Below are 2,183 nucleotides of genomic sequence, written 5' to 3'. Positions count from 1 at the left end.
CCGGTCGCCGGGGTGTACGTGCTGACCGAGGTGGTGCACACCATCGACGCCAACGGCCACCTGACCCGGTTCAGCACCGCCCCCGCCGCCCGCCCCCGGCACCCGCCCCGGTTGCCGGCGCGGTGGTCACCCTCGGCACGGTCACCGACGTCGACGACCCGGACCGGCTCGGCCGGGTCCGGCTCACCCTCCCCGCCTACGGGGACCTGGACGCCGGCTGGCTGGCCGTGCTCTGCCCCGGCGCCGGGACCGGCAAGGGGATCGTGGCGCTGCCCGACCCGGACGACACCGTGCTGGTGGCGCTGCCCGGGGGCGAGCCGGCCGCCGGGATCGTCCTCGGCTCGCTCTTCGGCGCCGTCGAGCCGTACGACGCGGGCATCGCCGACGGACGGTCCGGCCGGTGGTCGGTGCGTACCGGCAGTGGCCAGACGATCGTGGTGGACGACGCGGCGCGCAGCCTGAAGCTCGCCACCGACGCCGGCAGCTTCCTGGAGCTGACGCCGGAGCTGACCACCCTGCACGCCGCCACCGATCTGGTGCTCTCCGCGCCGGGCCGGGCGATGGTGGTACGCGCCCGCAGCGTCGACTTCCTGCACGCCGATGCGACCGAGGACGCGCCGACCGCGCGGGAGCGGGCCGCCGCCCTCGCCCGGCAGAGCTCAGGAGGCGGCTGATGCGCTGGATCCACCTGCAATCCGTGATCACCTGCGACCACGACGGGCGGGTGACCAACCGGGCGTCGCAGCGCTGGGTGACCGTCACCGGCGTACCGGTGCTGGTCGACGACGACCCGCAGGGGCGGGACATCGTGGCCTGCCCGAACTACGGGCCGACGGTGAAGCCCTGCACGAAGACGCTGCCGGTGCGGGTCGGCTACAGCGACTGGCTGCGCGTCGACGGGCACCGGATCGTCCTGTCGCACCTGGACGGGCTCACCGACGGCACCCCGCCGGGCCTGGTCCACCACACCGTCCGCGACCCGCGGCAGAGCCTGGTGGAGGCGGACCGATGAGGGCGTTCCGCTTCGTGGGGGCCGGCTTCGACGCCGGCCGCACCGGTGGCCTGGCGTTGACCGCGGCCGGCGGGCTCGCGATGACCGAGGGCGACGAGACGGTACGCCAGGCGCTGTACCTGCTGCTCTCCACCACCCCGGGCGAGCGGCTGATGCGCCCCGGGTACGGCTCGCGGCTGCACCGGCTGGTCTTCGCGCCCAACGACGACACCACCGCCGGCCTGGCCATCCACTACGTCCGGCAGGCGATCCGGCGCTGGGAGCCGCGCGTCGAGGTGATCGACGTCGACGCCGGACCGGACCCGGACGACCCGTGGCGGCTGGTGATCCGGCTCGACTACCGGGTCCGGGCCAGCCTCTCCCCCGGTCAGCTGGTCTTCTCCGTCGACCTGCTCCCCGACGACCAGGAGATTGACGGGCCGGTCCGCGACCACGCCGAGGGGGACCCGTCATGACGCTACCCGTGCCGCACCTGGACGACCGCGCCTTCCTCGACCTCGTCGCCGAGGCCCGGGAGCGGATCCGGCAGTCCTGCCCGGCCTGGACGGACCTGTCCGCGCACGACCCGGGAATCGCCCTGGTGGAGGCGTTCGCGCACCTCACCGAGGTGATGATCTACCGGCTGAACCAGCTGCCGGAGAAGGCGTACGTGCAGTTCCTCAACCTGCTCGGGGTGGCCCGGCACGCCCCGTCGGCGGCCTGGGCGGACGTGCGGTTCACCCGTACCGGGGGCGAGCACGGCGCGGTGCGCATCCCCGCCGGCACCCGGGTCGCCGCGGCCCGCGGCGCCGACCCGAAACCGGTCGTCTTCGTCACCACCGAGCCGGCGACGCTGGCCGCCGGGCAGGCCGAGGTGACCGTGCGGATGCACCACTGCGAGCCGGTCGACGCGGAACTGCTCGGCACCGGCACCGGGCAGCCGGGACAGGCGCTGCGCGCCGCCCGAGCGCCGCTGGCCCGGACGGCGGAGCCGCTGGACCTGCTGCTCGGGGTGGAGGTGCCGCCGGGCTCGGTGGAGCTGGGCGCGGCCGCCCGGGAGCACGAGGGACGGACGTACGAGATCTGGCGGCCGGTGGACAGCTTCGCCGGGGTCGGCCCGCAGGCCAAGGTGTACCGTGGTGGACCGCTGCTCCGGGGTGGTCACCTTCGCCCCCGCCCTGGACCTGCGCCC

Annotated in this window: 4 protein-coding genes; all 4 read left to right on the top strand. The window is 75.2% G+C overall.

Annotated features, from left to right (window positions below; genetic code table 11):
- Positions 1 to 674: phage baseplate assembly protein V (locus tag JNW89_RS35540; protein WP_238452351.1), on the top strand; the 674-nt coding region annotated here is incomplete at its 5' end.
- Entirely contained in the window at positions 674 to 1,012 is a 339-nt protein-coding gene (locus JNW89_RS35535; RefSeq protein WP_179805387.1) for a hypothetical protein, read from the top strand. The genes JNW89_RS35540 and JNW89_RS35535, both read left to right, overlap by 1 nt.
- Positions 1,009 to 1,467: a GPW/gp25 family protein gene (locus JNW89_RS35530; RefSeq protein ID WP_238452350.1), complete on the top strand. Its 459-nt coding sequence runs from the start codon at positions 1,009 to 1,011 to the stop codon at positions 1,465 to 1,467. The genes JNW89_RS35535 and JNW89_RS35530 overlap by 4 nt, the downstream gene beginning before the upstream one ends.
- On the top strand, positions 1,464 to 2,183 hold a 720-nt coding region (locus tag JNW89_RS35525), incomplete at its 3' end, for a baseplate J/gp47 family protein (RefSeq protein ID WP_238452349.1). The genes JNW89_RS35530 and JNW89_RS35525, both read left to right, overlap by 4 nt.

This window comes from Micromonospora sp. 4G55 (assembly GCF_016803375.1).
The sequence above is the reverse complement of the archived record's forward strand: the minus strand, read 5'-3'. Positions and strand labels throughout refer to the sequence as shown.

Coding starts and splice junctions, on each gene's coding strand:
- JNW89_RS35535 (WP_179805387.1), top strand. CDS start 674: ATGCGCTGGATCCACCTGCAATCCGTGATCACCTGCGACCACGACGGG.
- JNW89_RS35530 (WP_238452350.1), top strand. CDS start 1,009: ATGAGGGCGTTCCGCTTCGTGGGGGCCGGCTTCGACGCCGGCCGCACC.